The organism is Actinokineospora terrae (assembly GCF_900111175.1).
GTDB classification, from domain to species: Bacteria; Actinomycetota; Actinomycetes; order Mycobacteriales; family Pseudonocardiaceae; genus Actinokineospora; species Actinokineospora terrae.
This window is the reverse complement of sequence record NZ_FOGI01000002.1, coordinates 469,083-486,213: the sequence shown is the minus strand read 5'-3', so window position 1 is coordinate 486,213 and position 17,131 is coordinate 469,083. Positions and strand designations below refer to the sequence as shown.

The window sequence follows — 17,131 nt, the reverse complement described above, 5'->3', positions numbered from 1 at the left end:
CGGTCAGCAGGTCTGCACGAAGTCGACGCCTGGCGCGTACTGAGCCCATTCGGACTCGGTGAGGCCCCGCTCGGCGACCGTGCAGCGCAGGCCTTTCGGGCCTGGGTCGATGTCGGCGGCGAGTAGCCGGGAGAGGTTCCAGGTGGTCATCTCGGTGGACCTGACGGTGATGACACCGGTGCCGTCGTGGGTGAAGGCGGCGTATGGCAAATCGCTGAGCCGGGTGACGCGACGAGGTGTGGGATCGAGCGCCCAGATCTCCTTGCCGTTGTCGACGGAGGTGATCAGGGCGCGGCCGTCCTTGCTTACCTCCACCCCGCGCCAGGGAAATGGCAGCAGTGTGCGGGTCGTGCCGTCGAGGGAGCGGAGTTCGGTGCGGTTGTCTTCTGTGGGGACAACCAGGTAGTTGCCGTCGATGGTGAAGCTGCTGTGGTCGGGTAACGGGGTCGTTGTCGCACTGGTCAGTGAGCGCAACTCCAGGCGCTCGTTCGCCTGGGTCAGGACCCACTGCCCGTCGTGGCTCAGGGAAACGGCTCCCAGCGTCCGCCGCTGCCCGGTCGCGATGTCCCACACCTCTGGTGTCCATGCGGTGGTCATCACGAGCACGCGGTCGTTCACGGTGCTGTCGACCAGGACGCTGATGTCCGTGCGCAGGAGTTGGGGCACGGACTGGCCGATGTCGAACACGGCGATGGCGTTGCCCGAGGACACGAACGCGTACCGGTCGGCCACGAGTCGGATCTCGTGGTTGTCGGAACGCGCGGTGGGCAGGGGGATCGCCTGCCGCGCGGCCACATCCCACACGACAGCGCGCCCGGTCTTCTCGGCAACCGCACGTGTTCCATCGGCGGTAACGGCTACTTCCGTGCTGGCCCAGGGGAGTTCGAACTCGCGTTCCGGCCACCCGTTGTTGAGGTCCCACACGGTCGTGACGCCGCGTGCCGTGACCATCGCCCGGGTCTCTGTGATCGAACCCAAGCGGTCGGTTCCCGTGTGGAGTGGTTCCGGGCCCGTGGCCAGGCGCAGCCTCTTGATGGGGACAACGGGGGCCAGGCTGTCCACGGCGACTCGGGTCGGAGCTGACCTGGTCCGCGTCCGTAGTGCTATCAGGTCCAGCCTGCCCGTGTCCTCTGCTTCCTTGTCGATGGCGGCCAGCGCCATGAGCAGCCGGATTGCCTTGGTCGGATCTGTGGCCTCCACCATGCTTGCCTCCAGCCGCAGCTTGCCCACGGCGCTGGCACGGTTCCGATCCGCGACAGCCGATCGCACGGACGGTACCGCGACCGTCGCGGTCACCGCGGCAAGCACCACGACGGCGATGCCAGTGTGGATCCCCCGCCGGACGGCCGCGAACCGGTGGACCCGCACCTTGGCCGGAGTCGGCGCGAGGTGGCTCATCAGGCGTTTGTGCCGGAACTGGTAGGAGGCACCGGACTGCCGCAGCACCCCGCGACCACGCGCGTCCTCCAGGAACCGCGTGGTGTGCCAGGGCAACCGCCTGCGCAGTGCGAGGAGCGCCAGTGCCGCGTGATAGCGCAACCACGCCGCTCCGGACCCGAATCCGATGACCAAGATCGACACCGGGACCAGTGCGAAGGCCAGTCCCGGGATATCGGAGTTGCTGTCGAGCAGTGCAGCCGCGGCTGAAGCCAGTAGGCTTACCGACAGTCCGCTGACCAGGGTGACCGTGCTCAAGGCGGTCCCGTCGTCGCTCAGCGCCGTTCGGGGTGATCGGATGTGGTCCTCGGTGGCGGGTGCGGCCAGCGCTCGCGCGATCCCCACCAAGGTCCCGAGCACGACCGTGACGACCGCGGTCGCCAGCACTCCGTCGCTGAGTCCCGTGGTGGCGGTGTCCGCCCGCAGCCCCGAGTACACGCCAATCGCTACACCGGTCGGGATGCCGACGAGCACCATCGTGCCAATCCCGGCCTTGACCTCTCGGAGCAGGCCACCCCAGTGCAATGACGGTCGCGCGGGCGCCGCCGACCTCGCCAACGCCAAACCGTTGCCCATCAGAGCCAACGCGATGGTGCTGATCAAGATGAGGAACACCGGAGTGGACAGGTACGCGAGGTAGTCGAGGGTCATCGTGGCCGACCGGCCTGCGGAAGCGATGATCAGGCAGGCGGCCGCGGTGGCGACGGCGCCGTCGCGCAGGGCAGCACCCACGACTGTGAGTCCCAGGCGGCGGCTCGTCCGCCCGACGACAGCGCGCCCGGTCGCTAACCCGGCCAGCACGCCCCCGACCAGCCCCAGCCCGGTGAACACAGCGAGCCCTTCGGCAAATCCCATGACCTTGGCGAGCACGCCGACTGCCATCCCCCCGACAGTGACGACCGAGGTGACGAATGCGCCGATGAGGCGGGCGGGGAGCATCTGGTCGAACTGCCACCAGTTCAGGTTCACGCGGTCCGTGGCCGGGTGGGTGAGGTGGTGGGCGAGGGTGCGCAGCCAGCGTTCGGCCTTGGCCGGTGGGTAGGGGGAGTCGGCGTAGGTGTCGGGGATGAAGCGGGCCAGGAGGTGGTCTTCGACGGCGGCTGGGCCGTTCGCGGCTAGGGGCACCAGGGTCGAGGGGTCGCTGGCGGAGGTGCGGTAGACGGCTCGGGCCAGGGACAGCATCAGGGGAGTGGACAGGGCTTGGGCGAGTGGGGCGTCCGGGTGGGCGCGGAGCTCGTCGACCACGGGTGCCCAGCGGTCGTCGCCCTCGGCGCTGCCGTCGTCGAGGTAGGCGGCGGCGTCCTCGGTGGCGACGGGCTCGATCTCGACGACGGCGGCGCGGCTGAGCTGGGTGTGGTCCTCGCGCACCGCCTGCTCGAAGACCTGGCCGCGGCAGGTGACCAGGAGCCGCAGGCCGTCGCCGGTCACCCTGTCGAGGCCGGTCAGGGCGGCGGGCAGCAGCGCCCTGGGCATCTCGTCGAGACCGTCGAGCACCGGCATGACCAGGTTGGCGGCGACCAGCTCGCGGGCCGTCGCCGCGGTGACGATGTCCGGGTACTCCTCGTGCACCCGCCGTGCCACCCAGTCCCGTACGTCCTCTCTCGGGTCCCAGCCCGCCACCGGTAGCAGTACCGGGACTGGTGCGTCTGACTCGGGCGTGTCGAGCAAGTCGACGGTGAACAGCATCGCCACGACGGACTTGCCTGCGCCAGGTTGTCCCAACACGACCAACTGCTTCGACGGCAGGTCCCGGAACGCGGTGACCAACTCCGAAGTAGGCCGCTCGTGTGCCGTCAGCGTGAGACTGCCTGTCGGTGCTGGTGCCCCTACCGCCGACTCCTTGGCCGACACCCGCTCGCGTGCCGTGGGCGACCAACTCAGACGTAACGGTCGCGGTTGCCGTAGACCGCGCGCCCCGATCTCCTGGTTCCACTGGTGACGCACCGCCTTGGCCAGCCTGTTCCGCGCTGACGAGAGGCTGCCGCGTCTCGCACCGCCGCGCGTGGCGGCCGCCAGGCTCACAGCGGACACGACCAACGCGGCGATCCCCACCACGAGGCTGGTCACGCTCGCGGTCGAGTCCAGTTGCTGCAGCCGGTCGCCCGACCTGGTCAGCAGGAACCAGACGAGCCCGCCGACACCCACGGCGAACGCGACAGCCCCGCCCACCCACCAGCCCCGCCGCCGTTCCATGGACCGATCATGCCCGTGCCGGACGGCTCACCCCCGGCTGACCCGTTCGTCGCAACGGCCGCCGCGCCCACCGGTCAGATCCAGGACAGACCGCCGCGGGCGCTCGTCCGACCGGGGGACCTTGGGAAGAATCCGGGGGCGAGCCGGGGAGAACCGGGCCGTGGTCGCCACGGAACCGGTGCCACCGCCCACCCGCCCTCCGGGGAGGTTCGATGACCGACGACCTGCTGGCCGGACTCCACACCGGCACCGACGACGCCCGCCGCCAACTCTTCCGCCGCTGCCAAAGCACCCTGCGGCCCTACTTCCGGCGCAGGCTGCCCGCCACCGACGACATCGACGACTGCGTCAGCGAGGTCGTCACCCGCGCGCTGGAGGGCTTCCGGCGCGGCCTGCGCCCCGACGACCTGGACGCCTGGATCGGCGGGATCGCCCGCAACGTCCTCAAGGAACGCTACGACGCGGCCACCCAGGCCAGGGCCCGGGTGAGCGGCGAGCTCCCCGACCTGCCCTCGGTGCCCGTGCTCGACCTCGACCACCCGCCGGAGACCGCGGCCGAACTCGAGCACCTGATGGGCAAGCGGCAACTGTCGGCCGCGGTCGACGACGCGATCGTGGGCCTGTCACCCGCCCTGGCCCGGGTGATGCGCGAACACGTCCAGCTCAGCCGGGCCGCGCGGAAACTGGTCGTCGGCACCGAACTCGCCTCGGCGCTGAACATGCCGGTCGCTGACCTGAACCGGCAGCTCGGGCGGGCACGGGAGCGCACACCCGAGGCGATCGTGGCCCTGGTGCTGGCCCGGGGGAGTAGCTGCCCCGGGCTGACGGCGATCGTCGGGGAACAGACTCCCGGGGTCGTCCTGGACCCGGTGCGATCCCGCGCGGTGACCAAGCACGCCGGGAGCTGCGAGGTGTGCGGGCAGCACGCGGACCAGGTCGACGCGTTCAGCAAGTGGGCGCTGGGACCGGGGCTGGTCGGGCTCGCCGAGGACGACGAGGAACGGCGCCGCGCGGTGATCGCCCTGTTCAGCCGCGGCGTGCCCGCCGAGGCGGTGCCGATGGGGCTGCCGTTGGGGCTCGCGCCCAGGCTGGGGGTCGTCGACCGGGCGCGGGTGGTGATCGCGACGCGGATGGCGAGCATGCCGCGGGCGGTGACCGACCTGGCGGTGCAGAACCCGGACGCGTTCCGGCGCGTGGTGGCGGCCGTCCTCGCGGGTACGGTGCTCGTGGCGGCCGCGATCGTCGCGCTGGTGATCGGCGGAGACGGGGAGACCGACGCGGCGACCGGCCTTCCCGGACCCGTGAGCTCGACCAGTGCTCCGCCGTCGACTATCACTCCGTCCGAGACGGGGGTGCCTGAAACTGGGACGTCTGCGCTACCTGCGTCCACTGGTTCCACGGTTGTGGCTGGGTCCACAGCATCGGATACACCCCCTGCGGCGTCTGGATCTGCTGGGACGAAGGCGCCGGGTGCGGTGGCTCCGGCGGTGGCGACGACGCCATCGTCGACGGCGACAACCACGTCTGGTCCATCCGTGGTCGTCCCGGAGCCTGCGCGGTGGGGGTACGTGCTGGTCAACCAGCAGTCCGCCGCGTACCCGGACCCTCGGGTGGAGCAGCAGGTGACGACCGAGAGCACCTGGGGGACCTGGCGCGCGGCCGCTGATCCCTCGGTGAGCCAACGCAAGCCGACCGTCGTGCACGACGGCCCTGGCCAGTACCGGGTGCGATTACCGGGATTGGCTTCCGAGCACGGGGTCGCGCAGATGTCGGTCAACTTCATGACCGTGTACGCGGGCGCCAACGCTCGTTCCTGCGGTGTGGTGGACAGCCATCCCGAGGCAGCGGACCAGTTCGTCACCGTTGCCTGCCACAACGCTTCTGGTGCGGCCAAGGACGCGCCGTTCGGGGTGCTGTTCGTCGTGCCTGGCACCGGTGGCGCGCCGATGGTGACCGTGCGACACAATGGACAGTCCACTGTGGAAGTCGGTGACTCGACGGGTGGGCGGCCGGTGGTGACGCGTGTTGGCGCGGGGCGGTATCGGGTGTCGTTGGACGGGGCCGCGTTCAACGGGCGTGGGTACGCGCAGGTCACGGCCTATGGTGGCGGGCCCGCGCAGTGCCAGAATGAGGACGTCGCTGCCGGGGAGTTGTCGGTGGCGTGCTGGACGACCGGTGGGCTGCCTGTCGACACGGGTTGGCACCTCAGTTACGTCGAACGCGGGCCGTTGACCCACGATGCTGCGGTACCGGGCGCGTACGCGCAGATGGCAGGCGCCGCGCCCGGGCTGACGGTCGATCCGGACCGTTCCTTCAACAGCGCCAACGGGTACATGACAGTGGAGCGGGCGTCAGCCGGACTGTACCGAGTGGGGTTCCGGGGCGTTGGTCGACGTGGGGACATCCTGCTGGCGACGGCGATGGGGTCGGCGCCGGGGCACTGTGTCGGGCAGTACCTGGTCTCGTACCAGCAGGCGGGGGACACGTGGGCGACCGTGGCCTGCGTGGACCCGGCGGGGAAGCCGGTGGACCGCCGGTTCGGGGTCGCGGTGATCCGGCCGCCGGGTCCGCTGGTGGGGGCGCTCGGGGCTGTGGTCCCGCGAGCGGCGGCGCCGAAGTGGGGGTACGCCAGGATGACGGCGCACGACATCCCGCTCGGTGTGGAGACGACGCTGGACGGGCAGTGGGCGTGGACATCGTGGTCGCGGGGCATCCCCTTGCTGGACGCGCTGTGGGTCCGGAAGGCGACCGTGGTGCACCAGGGGGTTGGCCGGTACCGGGTTCGGTTGCCGGGGATCGGGTCGGCGGCCGGGCTCGCTCACGTGACACCGTTCTCGAGCTCGGCCGACTCATGCTCCATTGTGGACAATAGGGCGGATGGGGTCGACGAACTCGTCGACGTGGCCTGCTTCGGCGCGACCGGATCCCCGAAGGACCTCTGGTTCAACGTCTTCTTCGGCGAACCCGTGTCCGCCGTCATGATCCGCTCCGACTCCCTCGGCGTCACCAGGACCGCCCCCGGCCGCTACGACGCCACCACCGACATCCCCTTCGCGGGCACCGGCCACCCCCAACTCACCCCGGTCGGCCCAACCCCCGCCCGCTGCCGGGTCGCCGCCATCACCACCCCCCACTTCCACATAGCCTGCGACACGCCCACCGGCGTTCCCACGGACTCGGCCTGGCAACTCACCTACGTGGAAGGCGCAGGCCTCCACCAAGACCCCACAACCCCCGCCGCCTACGCCACCATCCACGAAGGCGCCCTGGACCTCACCCGCACCTACACCAGCAACGCCTCAACCCCAACCCTCACCAGCCAAGCCCCCGGTCGCTACACCCTCACCTATCCCGACATAGCCCCCATCGCCCCGTACCCCGCCGACTCCATCCAGCTGACCGCCCTCAGCCCCCACCACTGCACCATCCCCGCCTGGAACTCCTACTCCACCCCGCCCCGGCTCACCATCCAGATCACCTGCACCACTCCGACCCCGACAACCACCGCCCCGTCCTTCACCATCGCCTACCTCCGCCGCTCCCCGTGACAGTCCTCCAGGACCCGGGGTCCCGCGCCTGCCGGTGGGCAGGCGTGGGACCGGGAGGTCTTCAGGCCAGCTTGGCGCCGTAGACGTGGTCGACGGTCATGGTCATGAGGACTCGGTGGTCGGCGACCATGGTGGCGCGGTAGTCCTGCCAGTCCGGGTGTTCGCCCGCGGCGCGGCGGTAGTAGTCGACGAGGGCGTCGACCTCGGGGCCGTCGGGGGTGGTGCCGGGGCCGACGAGGGTGGCGATGCCCTCGGCGGTGGCCCAGGTCCAGCCGTCCGGGCTGGTGACCTCGAGGGTGGCTCGGGGGTCGCGGCGGAGGTTGACGGTCTTGGCGCGGCCGTCGGTCATCGAGACCAGGATGACGTCGCGGTCGCGGTCGTAGAACGGCATCACGGGGGACAGCTGCGGGCGGCCGTCGGCCTTGATGGTCGCCAGGATCCCGAGCCTGCTCTGCGCGAGCAGCGCGCGCGGGTCGAACGTGGTGTCGGTCATGTCCACGACCAAGGCGGGCGCGCACCGGCCTATTCCCGACAGGGGGTGCGCCGGAGGTGATCAACAAGGCATGCTGCTGGGATGTCCTCCGGTGAGCACGGGCCCGAGGTCGGCGATGTCCTGGTCGGTCGGTACCGGATCGAGGGGCTCGTCGGCCTCGGCGGCATGGCGCGGGTCTTCCGGGCCACGGACCTGGGTCGGGACCGGCCGGTCGCGGTCAAGGTGTTCCGGCCCGACTCCGACCTGGCCGAGGACCGGCGGTTCGAGTTGGAGGCGCGGATCCTGACCCGCCTGCGCCACCCCGGCCTCGTCCCGGTCCACGACACCGGCACCCACGGGCACCACCCGTTCCTGGTGCTGACCCTGGTCGACGGCGCCACCCTCGCCCGCGAGATCGCGACGGGCCCTGTCCCCGTCGACCGCGTGCGGCACCTCGGCGCGCGCCTGGCCGAGGCACTCGCCTACGTGCACGACAACGGGGTCATCCACCGCGACGTCAAACCGTCCAACATCCTGCTCGACGGCGGGGGAGTGCCCGTGCTCGCCGACTTCGGCCTGGCCAGGCTGGTCGGCGCCACCCGGCTCACCAGCAGCAGCCGGATGACCGGCACCGCGGCCTACCTGTCCCCGGAGCAGGTCACCGGCACCGACGTCGGCTACCCGGCCGACGTCTACGCGCTCGGCCTGGTGCTGCTGGAATGCCTGACCGGCCGCCGCGAGTACGAGGGCGGGGACGTGGAGTGCGCGGTGGCCCGCCTGCACCGCCCGCCGGAGGTCCCCAGGGACCTGCCGGACGACCTCGTGCGGCTGCTGATGCTGATGACCGCGCTGCCCCCGCACCGCCGTCCCACCGCGAAACGCTGCGCCGAACTCCTGGCGGGCAAGCCCGCCCCGGTGCTGCCGCCGCCGAGGCGACCCCGGAAGCCGATCGCGCTCGCCTCGGTCGCCCTGGTGTCCGCGGGCGCGCTCGCCTGGCTGATGTCCGGCCGGGACACCACCCCGGCCGACTTCCCCGCCGCGAACATGCCGCCGTCCACCACGACAGCCGACGCACCCGCGGCCGCCGACCCGCCCGATACCGCGCCGCCCGGAACGACAGAGCACCACTCACCGACCCAGGTGGACCAACTCAAGCCCCAGAAATCCGCGCGCCCCACCACGACACCGATCGTCACCACCCAGCCGACGACCAGCCCGCCCACCACGGACGAGAGGACGACCGACCAGACGACGACTGACGCCACACCGCCCAAGCCCGGCAAGAGCAAGCCGGTCAAGACGAAGGTCCGCCCCACCGGCGGCGGTTGACGTTTGCCCGCCCCGCGCACCGGGTAAGGGCACAGGTGTTCGAACGAGAGGAGCACCCGTGACCGACCCCGACGCCAGCGCGGACCCGACCCCCGAGGTGGACCGCACCCCGGAGAAGGACCCCGCCGACTGGACCACCGGCGACGAGCCGATGACCGGCCCCCAGGAGTCCTACCTGCACACCCTCGCCCAGGAGGCGGGCGTCCAGGTACCCGACGACCTCACCAAGGCCGACGCCTCCCGCCTCATCGACGACCTCCAACACCGCACCGGTCGAGGCGTCTAACCCCGCTCGCGGCCGAACGCCGAGGCCGAGCGGCTCTTCCCATGCTGGTTGGCAACGATTCCGGGCAGCTGACCTGCCAAGTCGGGAACGATGCCGGGTGGGGATGAGGGGGCGGGTGGCGGGAGGAATCAATCGAGCGCGGTGGCTGAGAGCTGGTCGAGGCCGGCCAGAACTTCGCGTGCGGCCTTGGTCGCGCGGGAGAGCTGGTCGGTCACCTCGGTGAGGACCTGCGACTGCTGCTCGACGGCGTGCGCGATCTCCAACTGGGTGTCGCGGACGGTGTCGATGACGGCGATGGTGCTGTCGAAGCTGCGGGTGACCTCGCCGGTCTGGCCGACGATGGTGTTGATGACGGCCTCGACCCGGCCCACCGAGGACGAGGTGGCGTTGGCCAGGGCGCGGACCTCGCTGGCGACCACGCCGAAGCCCTTGCCCATCTCCCCGGCCCGCGCCGCCTCGATGGCGGCGTTGAGGGAGAGCAGGTTGGTCTGCTCGGCGAGGTCGGCGATCATGCCGTTGACGTCGGCGATCTCGCCGACCGAGCGCTCCAGGCGGGTGACCTGGTCGGCGGACTGGCGGGCGGTGCTCTGGCTCTGGCCCGCGGTGCCCGCCGCGTCGACGGCCCGGCGGGCGATCTCCTGGATGGCGGTGGACAGCGTCGCCAGTTCCGCGTCGACCACGGCGACGGCGTCGATGGCGGCGCGGGCGCCTGCCCCGATGGTCGCGGCGTCGGCGGCGAGTTGGGCGCCGCGCTCGGCGAGCCGGGCGGCGCGCTCGCGCTCGACCTCGGCCGCGGTGATCTTGGCCTCCTGCTCGACGGCCTGCTCCTGCTCGCGTTCGCGCTGGCTGCGGGCCATGGCTTCCTCGGCGTCGCGCTCGGCCAGTTCGGAGAAGTGCCAGAAGCACAGGATGCCGACGGACTCCAGCAGCGCGAGCCCGGCGTGCACGCCCACCATGACCAGCGCCTCGCCCGCGGTCATCGACATGGCCATGCCCGCGTGGTCGGCGTGCGACATGCCGAACACCATCTCGGGGGCGACCAGGCCGAACACCCCGTGGTGCAGGATGATCACCACGACGGCCCACACCAGCGGACCCCACTGCTGGTAGAGGGCGACGAAGGCCAGGATCGCGTACAGGTGGATGTGCGCGGCCATCTGCCCGCCGGAGAGCTCGATCGCGACGAACGTGCTGCCCAGCAGCCCGAGGCTGGTCAGGTTCGCCTTGCGCCTGGGCACCCGGCTCAGCTTCGCGGTGACCGCGAACAGCGCCACGCCCAGCGGCAGCACCCACGACTCCCACAGCGGGCGGGGGCCGAGCAGGCCGAGGACCGCCAGGCCGGGCACGTGCAGCCAGAGCAGGACGGTCAGGATGCGGTGGCGGGCGGCCCAGGACTCCGGGGTCAGCCGTGCGCCGCGAGGCAGGCGCCAAGTAGTGGTCACGTCGCACCCCATCGGCAGCGCCCGGGTCGAGGTGAGCGCCTTCGCCGGGTCGGTCGGTGGCGAACGCCCGGCCCGGCCGCCGTCACGCGCCCGCTCGGTCATCGCGACCAGCGGCCGTTACCCGTGTGAGTGAGCCCGGGGGTGGGTAGGTAGCCGGGGTGAGCGCAGTGGGACAAATGAGGCGAAACCCGGCTGTCCAGACGCTGGGGCGGATCGGCATGGTGTTCTACGGCGGTGTGCACCTCATCATCGCCTGGCTGGCCATCCAGGTGGTGGTCGGCCAGACGGGTGAGCAGACCGACTCCAAGGGCGCCATCGCCGAGGTCGCGGAGACCAGTGCCGGGCCGGTGCTGCTGTGGGCGCTGACCATCGGCCTGTTCCTGTTCGCGCTCTGGCAGGTCACCGAGGGCCTCGCCGGGTACACCTACGTCGCCAAGCCGCGCAAACGCCTGGCCAAGCGGCTGGGGGCGGGCGCCAGGGCCATCACCGCGACCGGGATCGGCATCGCCGCCCTCGACTTCGCCAGGGGCGCCGGTAGTACTGACTCCACCGGTAAGCAGCAAGCCCTGACCGCCAAGGTCCTGGCCCTGCCGTACGGGCAGGTGCTGGTCGGCTTGGTCGCCCTCGGGGTGTTCGTTATCGCTGCCGTCATCTTCTACAAGGGCGTGAAAAGGTCCTTCGAACGCGACCTCGACATGTCAGAGCTACCGGCGAACACCCGCGGCCTGGTCCACCACGTCGGTAGGGCGGGCTGGATCGGCAAGGGCCTCGCCTACGGCGTCATCGCGGTGCTGGTCGGCCTCGCGGCGTTGCACGGCGACCCGGCGCACTCCGGCGGCATGGACAAGGCGCTGCACACCGTCGCCGCCCAGCCGTACGGGGTCGTCCTGCTCGCGGTCATCGCGGTGGGCCTCGCCGCGTTCGGGGTGTACTGCTTCGCCGCGGCCAAGGCCCACCGCGACTGATGTCCGGTGTGGGCGGGTCGCCCGGTCCTGTGGCACGGTGTTGGCATGATCGAGGAGTTGGCGTGATCGAGGACCCGCTGGCGCACGCGCGCACCCTGTTCCCGGAGCTGGCCACGGAGCTGACGGTCGAGTTCGGTGCAGGCGGCGAGCCGGTCCTGCTGCGCGCCGACGGCAGCGTGGTCGACACCTGGCGGGAGAACTACCCGTTCGACAAGCGGCTGCGCAGGCGCGAGTACGAGCGGCTCAAGCGGACCCTGCACATCGAGATGCTCAAGCTCCAGCGCTGGGTCAAGGACACCGGGCAGCGGGTCGTGATCCTGTTCGAGGGCCGCGACGCCGCGGGCAAGGGCGGCACCATCAAGCGGTTCACCGAGAACCTCAACCCCCGCGGCGCCCGGGTGGTGGCGCTGGGCACGCCGACCGAGCAGGAACGCGGTCAGTGGTACTTCCAGCGCTACGTCAACCAGCTGCCGACCGCGGGGGAGCTGGTCCTGTTCGACCGGTCCTGGTACAACCGCGCCGGTGTCGAGCGGGTCATGGGCTACTGCACCGACGAGCAGTACGAGCTGTTCGTCCGCCAGGCACCGGTGTTCGAGCGGATGCTGGTCGAGGACGGCGTGCACCTGGTGAAGTTCTGGTTCTCGGTGTCGCGCCGCGAGCAGCGGACCCGGTTCATCGTCCGCCAGATCGACCCGATCCGGCAGTGGAAGCTCAGCCCCAACGACCTGGCGTCGCTGGACCGGTGGGACGACTACACCGCGGCCAAGGTCGCCATGTTCCGCGCCACCGACACCCCGGACGCGCCCTGGACGGTGGTCAAGAGCAACGACAAGCGCCGGGCCCGCATCGAGGCCATGCGCAGCGTCCTGGCGGGCCTGGACTACACCGACCGCGACCTCGACGTCGTCGGCAAACCCGACCACCGGGTCGTGGGCTCCGCGAGCACCCTGCTGGAGGAGGGCGAGGACGACACGGACCTGAGCCCGACCCCGCTCATCCACCACCACCGCAGCTGAGCCCGACCGCTAGTCGGGGCCGCTGAGGAACACGTGCAGCCGCGCCGCCAGGTCGTCCTTGGCGGAACCCGCCTCCACCCACATCACCACGGTGGTGTTCCAGTACTCGGTGTACTCGTCGCACCGCAGGGTCCAGGACAGCTTGACGTACCCGCGCGACTCGTAGAGCGCCGACACCGCCAGTTGCCTGCTGTGCCAGCGCCGCGCGCCCGACCAGCCGCGAAAGTCCAGACCCTCGATGAAGTCCGCGAGGCCGGTGTCGACCTCGCAGTCGTTCGTGTCGATCACCGCGTCCAGCCTGTGCGACCGCGCGTGGACGGTGAAATCCGTCCCGCCGTAGTACTCGCCGACCCACTCGACGTGGCGGTCGCAGAAGGTCAGCGTCACCGATGAGTCGAGTGTGCAGCGCACGACCACCGCGTCCTCGTCCACACAGGACGGCCCGTGGCAGCTGGAGCATGTCATGCGGCAAGGCTAGCCGGCTGTCCTGCGGCGACCCAACGGCTTTACGCCGGTGCCGCGGTGCCGAGGATGAGCGGGCGCGGGTCGTCCTGGTCCGGGTTGGCGGTGGCCAGGCCGTGGAGCGCGACCCAGCGGCCCAGGCCGTCGGCAGCGGTGGCGGTGGTGGCCAGGCGCTCCGCGACGACATCGCCGAGCGGGCTGCGCGCGGTCATCCGGAAGAGCCGTTCCCGCCACACCACGAGGCCGACCGGGACGGCGAAGATCAGGAACATCAGCAGCCGGGCCCGGCCCGCGGGGCCGTCCCACAGCCACAGCGGCTCGCTGGTGAAGATGCCGTCGATCCAGTACAAGAAGTACGGGACGGTGAGGAAGAGCATGGCCGTGTGGACCACCGCGAACGCCATGCCCTGGCCGGACAACGACAGCAGCACACCGATCTTGCGCAGCTCCCGGTACCGGGTGTCGAACTCCTCGTCGCAGTTGTCCGTGATCTCGTTGCGGATGGACCACAACCGGGCCGTTCGCTTCCCGGTGTACTCGACGACCACCTTCTCCATCCCGGTGAACGGCCCGGCAGCCGGTGACACCGGGGTGAGGGTGTGGGTGTCGCTCACCTCGAGCACCCCGCGGTCGACGAGGTCGGCCACGATCGCGTCCGCCGCCCGCACCCGCCCGGCGCGCCCACCGCGCAGCAACGCGGTGTCGACCAGGTCCCAGTCGTGCCGGTCCGCCACGCTGGTGTCCCGAGCCTGCCGGTAGTCCCGCGCCAGCAGCCACACGGGCATCCCGCACGCCGCCACGAACAGCACCATCCACGACACGAACATCCCGCGATCCCCTCGCTCGGCGCCTCCCCCGAGCCTAGTGATCACCGGCGCGGCGCGGGGTCGGAACGGGCGAACCGGTATGCGCGCGGTGTCCGGTTCACTGACGCGCCCGCCGCGCGTTCACCCCCGGTGAAGGAACAGCGAATGTTGGCGCCGTCGCTTGGCAACGCCCTGCGTGGTGGGGCGTGAACGATCACAGGGCGGCGGCCGGCAACGCGGCGTGGTTGTTCACGCCGGTGGGGGAGCGCGACGGTTGGGCAGACCCGCCGGTCCCGGGTCGAGCGTGCCGGAAGTCCTTCCCCTGCAAGGAGAACACTCGTGCATCGAACAACCCTTCTGCGAGCCCTGCCGCTCGCGGTGGCCGCGCTCGCCGCGGTCGCGGTGGTGGTCCCGTCGCCCGCGGTCGCCGCCACCGGTGTGCTGCCGAACGGATTGGTCAAGACCGCCGACCACACCGAGGTCAAGGAGGTCGTCCCCGTCAGGGCCGCGCTCGGCGCGGCGCCGCTGGCGGTGAAGAAGCTGAACTACACCCAGCAGGTCCAGCAGCAGGACCAGTGGTGCTGGGCGGCGACCGGGTCCAGCATCGAGCGCACCCTCGGGGGCACCGCGACGCAGCAGTCGTTCTGCGCCGCGGGCAAGGGCGCCTCGGGCGGGTACTGCCGCAACGAGGCCGCCGAGATCCCCGAGATCGTGCGCGGCTTCCGGGGCACCGGGTTCAACGCCGTGGACGCGGGCGGGGCCATCAGCTTCGCCTCCGTCGTCAGCCAGATCGACGCCGGGATCCCGAACCTGACCGGGATCTACTGGACCTCCGGCGGCGGCCACGCCGAGGTGATCTACGGCTACGACTCCACCAACAAGACCATCATGGTCGGCGACCCGTGGCCGACCTACCAGCGGTACCAGACCTGGAACTACACCAAGTACCGCAGCAACGCCCAGTTCCGCTGGAACGACACCATCGTCAACATCACCAAGGCCCGGTAGGGGACGGCCGTGGCCTGCCGGAAACCCCTCGTCGCCGCGCTGCTGCTCGCGGCCGCCCTGTCCACGCCCGCCGCCGCTGCCGTGCCGCCGCGGCAACCCTCGCCGCCCGACCTCGCCGCCGCGGTGGCCGCCGCCGGGGAGCCCGCGTCGACCAGCATCGCCAAGACGAACTTCCGGCAGGTCCACGGCACCGACCCCACCACCATCACCGTCTCCTCCCGCGCCACCCCCACCTACGTCCTCAACCCCGACTTCGTCCGCGGCACCCCCGGCGCCCCAGCGGGAATCCTGCAGTACGTCGCCGTCACCGCCACCGACGAGGTGGGCCACCACGCCACCCTCCGCGTCACGCCCGACGCCGCGGGCACCTGGTCGGTCGACAGCGTCTTCTCCGGCAACGACGAGGAGTTCCTCAGCGCCCGCCTGGCCCCCGACTCCCTGCTGCTGAACGAGCCGCAGATCAACGGCTGGTACGAACTGACCCCCTCGGGCGTGGTGCTCCTCCGGGCCAGCACCCCGCAATCCCCGATCGGCGCCCTCATCTCCCTTCCCCAGTACCAATCCCAGGTCCACACCCGCTACGCCGCCGCCCTCGACCCCCTGCCCGTTCCTGCCCCCACCTCACCCTCCACTCGCGACTGGTCCCTGCCCGTCGCGATCGGCTCGGCCCTCGTCCTTGCCGCCGCCATCCTGTTGCGCCGCCGGTCGAAACGCTCTCGGGGCTAGTGTGCACACCCTGGATGCGGGGAAAGCGTGTCAGTAGGTTCCCTCGATGAGTAGCTTCGCGGCTCTGGTGGCACCGTCGGTGCGGATGGTGGATGCCACGGTGGTAGCCCTGTCGCGGGTGGCGGGGGTAAGAGCCGCGTCGAGGGCGGCTGAGAGGGAATCGAAGGTCGGTGTCGGGCCGTTGTGGGCTACGCCGATTCCCAGGTCGGCTACTCGGTTCGCCCAGTAAGGCTGGTCGGCTGCCTGTGGGATCACGACCTGGGGTGCGCCGGACCGGGTCGCGGTTGTCGTGGTTCCCGCGCCGCCGTGGTGGACGATGGCGGCGGTCCTGGGGAACAGCGCTTGCTGGTTGACTTCGCCGACCACGAGACAATCGTCCGCGTCGACCAGGGAGAGGTCGGCCCAGCCGCGCAGCAGGACAAGGCGGCGGCCCTGCGCGCGGACCGCCTTGATGGCGACCTCGGCGATGTCCGCGGCCGCGTGCAGGGGCATGCTGCCGAAGCCGACGTACACCGGTGGCTCGCCCGCGTCGAGGAACGCCACCAGATCGGGCGGTAGCGGTCGGTCGTCCGGAACCGTCCACGCGCCGGTCTGCACGACGTCGAGGCCGGTCGGTCGCCACGGGTCCAGGACTGGGTCCGTCGCCAGCCACGGTCGGTCGCCGATCACGTAGTCACGGACGGTCTCCACCGGCGGCAAGCCCGCGTCCGCGCGGTTCATGTTGAGCGCCGCGCCGAACAACACGTTGATGCTCTCCGCGTCGTACTCCCATAGAGCCGCGTTGTCGGTCATCCCGGGCGGGAACGGTCGCCCCGGATACGCCAACGGCGCGTGGTGCGGCGACGGTAGCGTCAACTGCTGGAACGTCACCGACACCGCGGGAACGCCCAGTTTCTCCGCCACGGACAACGCCCCGGCCGCGGCGGGCAACATTCCCGTCACCACCGCCACATCGCACCCTTCCGCTGCTGTCGTGACGGCCTCGAACTGGCTGGCGATCAGCCGCGCGGCGCGCTCGGGCAACGAGGTCGGCGGCGGAGCGGCGGCCGTCAACGCGCTCGCCGAAGGCCCTACCGGCACCATCTCCACCCCGACGTCACCCAACCGCGTGGCGAAATCGACGTCCGGCGGCGCGCACACCCGCACGTCGGCGCCGAGTTCCCGCAACGCCAACGCCAGCCCCACCAGTGGTTCGACGTCACCGCGCGACCCGTAGGTCGACAACAAGACCCGCATCCGTCCCCCTCGCTCACCCTGCTCTGGCCGTAGGCGGACGATTCTCCGACACCGGCGGGGTCTTGCCGCAAGCCCCCTGGTGCGCTATAAGTTGGCAATGGAGGGGAGCCGGTCGGGCTCCCCTTTTCGCGTCTCTGTCCGCTGTGGATCGTGCCGGTTGTCCACATGCCGCCGAGTAGTCCACAGTCCGGGTTCTTCTTCGCCT

At 71.0% G+C, this 17,131-nt stretch carries 13 protein-coding genes; 7 read left to right on the top strand and 6 right to left on the bottom strand.

All coding sequences use genetic code 11. From position 1 onward, the window contains the following. Positions 1–3: 3 nt before the first annotated feature. Entirely contained in the window at positions 4–3,630 is a 3,627-nt protein-coding gene (locus BMY07_RS05410; protein WP_092775317.1) for a hypothetical protein, read from the bottom strand. Positions 3,631–3,842: 212 nt separating this feature from the next. On the opposite strand from BMY07_RS05410, the gene BMY07_RS05405 reads away from it, so the two are divergent. Beyond that, a complete protein-coding gene (locus tag BMY07_RS05405) occupies positions 3,843–7,178 on the top strand; it encodes an RNA polymerase sigma factor (RefSeq protein WP_092775316.1) in 3,336 nt (1,111 codons plus the stop codon). Positions 7,179–7,239: 61 nt separating this feature from the next. Here the strand turns inward: BMY07_RS05405 and BMY07_RS05400 are convergent, their stop codons facing one another. Beyond that, the gene (locus BMY07_RS05400) at positions 7,240–7,671 is read right to left on the bottom strand and encodes a PPOX class F420-dependent oxidoreductase (protein WP_092775315.1); all 432 of its coding nucleotides are present in this window, start codon (positions 7,669–7,671) and stop codon (positions 7,240–7,242) included. 81 nt (positions 7,672–7,752) lie between these two features. On the opposite strand from BMY07_RS05400, the gene BMY07_RS05395 reads away from it, so the two are divergent. Together BMY07_RS05395 and BMY07_RS05390 are read left to right on the top strand one after the other, a co-directional pair. Further along, complete coding sequence (locus tag BMY07_RS05395; protein WP_092775314.1) at positions 7,753–8,979, top strand: serine/threonine-protein kinase; 1,227 nt, start codon at positions 7,753–7,755, stop codon at positions 8,977–8,979. A 58-nt stretch (positions 8,980–9,037) separates the two neighbouring features. Next, complete coding sequence (locus tag BMY07_RS05390; protein ID WP_245782219.1) at positions 9,038–9,265, top strand: DUF3072 domain-containing protein; 228 nt, start codon at positions 9,038–9,040, stop codon at positions 9,263–9,265. A 128-nt stretch (positions 9,266–9,393) separates the two neighbouring features. On the opposite strand, the gene BMY07_RS05385 is transcribed toward BMY07_RS05390, so the two are convergent. After that, positions 9,394–10,809: a methyl-accepting chemotaxis protein gene (locus tag BMY07_RS05385; protein ID WP_218150599.1), complete on the bottom strand. Its 1,416-nt coding sequence runs from the start codon at positions 10,807–10,809 to the stop codon at positions 9,394–9,396. Positions 10,810–10,883: 74 nt separating this feature from the next. Here BMY07_RS05385 and BMY07_RS05380 point away from each other — a divergent pair, with 74 nt between their 5' ends. Continuing rightward, the gene (locus BMY07_RS05380; protein ID WP_245782218.1) at positions 10,884–11,672 is read left to right on the top strand and encodes a DUF1206 domain-containing protein; all 789 of its coding nucleotides are present in this window, start codon (positions 10,884–10,886) and stop codon (positions 11,670–11,672) included. A 62-nt stretch (positions 11,673–11,734) separates the two neighbouring features. Continuing rightward, positions 11,735–12,688, top strand: a complete 954-nt coding sequence (gene ppk2 / locus BMY07_RS05375) for a polyphosphate kinase 2 (protein ID WP_245782217.1) — start codon at positions 11,735–11,737, stop codon at positions 12,686–12,688. Positions 12,689–12,697: 9 nt separating this feature from the next. Here ppk2 and BMY07_RS05370 read toward each other — a convergent pair whose 3' ends face one another. Continuing rightward, on the bottom strand, positions 12,698–13,153 hold the full coding sequence (locus BMY07_RS05370) for a DUF6228 family protein (RefSeq protein ID WP_143073372.1): 456 nt from the start codon (positions 13,151–13,153) through the stop codon (positions 12,698–12,700). A gap of 41 nt (positions 13,154–13,194) precedes the next feature. Continuing rightward, entirely contained in the window at positions 13,195–13,977 is a 783-nt protein-coding gene (locus BMY07_RS05365; RefSeq protein WP_092775310.1) for a TIGR04222 domain-containing membrane protein, read from the bottom strand. Between the two features lie 318 nt (positions 13,978–14,295). Here BMY07_RS05365 and BMY07_RS05360 point away from each other — a divergent pair, with 318 nt between their 5' ends. Next, positions 14,296–14,964, top strand: a complete 669-nt coding sequence (locus BMY07_RS05360) for a papain-like cysteine protease family protein (protein WP_425426232.1) — start codon at positions 14,296–14,298, stop codon at positions 14,962–14,964. Between the two features lie 9 nt (positions 14,965–14,973). Next, positions 14,974–15,690: a hypothetical protein gene (locus tag BMY07_RS05355; protein WP_177215457.1), complete on the top strand. Its 717-nt coding sequence runs from the start codon at positions 14,974–14,976 to the stop codon at positions 15,688–15,690. A gap of 30 nt (positions 15,691–15,720) precedes the next feature. On the opposite strand, the gene BMY07_RS05350 is transcribed toward BMY07_RS05355, so the two are convergent. Then, complete coding sequence (locus tag BMY07_RS05350; RefSeq protein WP_092775309.1) at positions 15,721–16,926, bottom strand: glycosyltransferase; 1,206 nt, start codon at positions 16,924–16,926, stop codon at positions 15,721–15,723. Positions 16,927–17,131: the final 205 nt, after the last annotated feature.

What these genes read in the sequence shown, in the direction of transcription:
- BMY07_RS05350 (WP_092775309.1), bottom strand. Translation starts at nt 16,926, where the DNA reads ATGCGGGTCTTGTTGTCGACCTACGGGTCGCGCGGTGACGTCGAACCA.
- BMY07_RS05400 (WP_092775315.1), bottom strand. Translation starts at nt 7,671, where the DNA reads ATGACCGACACCACGTTCGACCCGCGCGCGCTGCTCGCGCAGAGCAGG.
- BMY07_RS05410 (WP_092775317.1), bottom strand. Translation starts at nt 3,630, where the DNA reads ATGGAACGGCGGCGGGGCTGGTGGGTGGGCGGGGCTGTCGCGTTCGCC.
- BMY07_RS05370 (WP_143073372.1), bottom strand. Translation starts at nt 13,153, where the DNA reads ATGACATGCTCCAGCTGCCACGGGCCGTCCTGTGTGGACGAGGACGCG.
- BMY07_RS05405 (WP_092775316.1), top strand. Translation starts at nt 3,843, where the DNA reads ATGACCGACGACCTGCTGGCCGGACTCCACACCGGCACCGACGACGCC.
- BMY07_RS05385 (WP_218150599.1), bottom strand. Translation starts at nt 10,809, where the DNA reads ATGACCGAGCGGGCGCGTGACGGCGGCCGGGCCGGGCGTTCGCCACCG.
- BMY07_RS05395 (WP_092775314.1), top strand. Translation starts at nt 7,753, where the DNA reads ATGTCCTCCGGTGAGCACGGGCCCGAGGTCGGCGATGTCCTGGTCGGT.
- BMY07_RS05380 (WP_245782218.1), top strand. Translation starts at nt 10,884, where the DNA reads ATGAGGCGAAACCCGGCTGTCCAGACGCTGGGGCGGATCGGCATGGTG.
- BMY07_RS05365 (WP_092775310.1), bottom strand. Translation starts at nt 13,977, where the DNA reads ATGTTCGTGTCGTGGATGGTGCTGTTCGTGGCGGCGTGCGGGATGCCC.